Here is a 569-nt window from a genome sequence, read left to right on the forward strand (position 1 = left end):
CCAGCTGATCGTTTTGCACGTTGGACATCGGTTCCTTCCTCTCAGGTTGTAGTTACTAACCCGACTAGAATGGCGATGCCAAATGACATAAATGGGTCCTGTGCATGAAGCTTTGACTGCTTTTTAACGACACTGCGATGTCGAATGCATGACAGCATCTCCGCAGCTGGCAGTCCGTTTCGCCGAGCGCTCGATGCGGACTATTCGCACTCCCCAGATAACACAAAACCCGAGCGACACGACGGACGCTCGGGGTTGGTGTTGCCATCACGATAGCACTGAGCCGGCCTGGAACGGCCGCCCCGCTACCGCTACTGAATGGACTCGGCGAGACCGGTTTCCACTGTCGCCTCCGCATCCGGCCCGATTTCGACGAAGGTGTCGTTATCCAGGGTAAAGGCTGGCCAGTCGAGTTGCTCCGTACTGGGGTTGCCGGTTTTTGCGAAGTTGGTCCACATGGTCATGGTCTGATCGGCGATTGCCACATCGGTTGCACCATAGCGCATCGAGGCAAACACATCCGCCGGATCACCCTGGGTACCGGTCACGCCGTTGTTGTTCAGATCACC

The 569-nt window shown here is 56.8% G+C and carries 1 protein-coding gene; it reads right to left on the reverse strand.

From position 1 onward, the window contains the following. Positions 1–311 precede the first annotated feature (311 nt). A partial coding sequence (locus V7756_RS19015; RefSeq protein ID WP_335611764.1) for a carboxylesterase family protein occupies positions 312–569 on the reverse strand: 258 nt, incomplete at its 5' end.

It is taken from the genome of Halopseudomonas sp. (assembly GCF_036961105.1).
Lineage (GTDB): Bacteria > Pseudomonadota > Gammaproteobacteria > Pseudomonadales > Pseudomonadaceae > Halopseudomonas.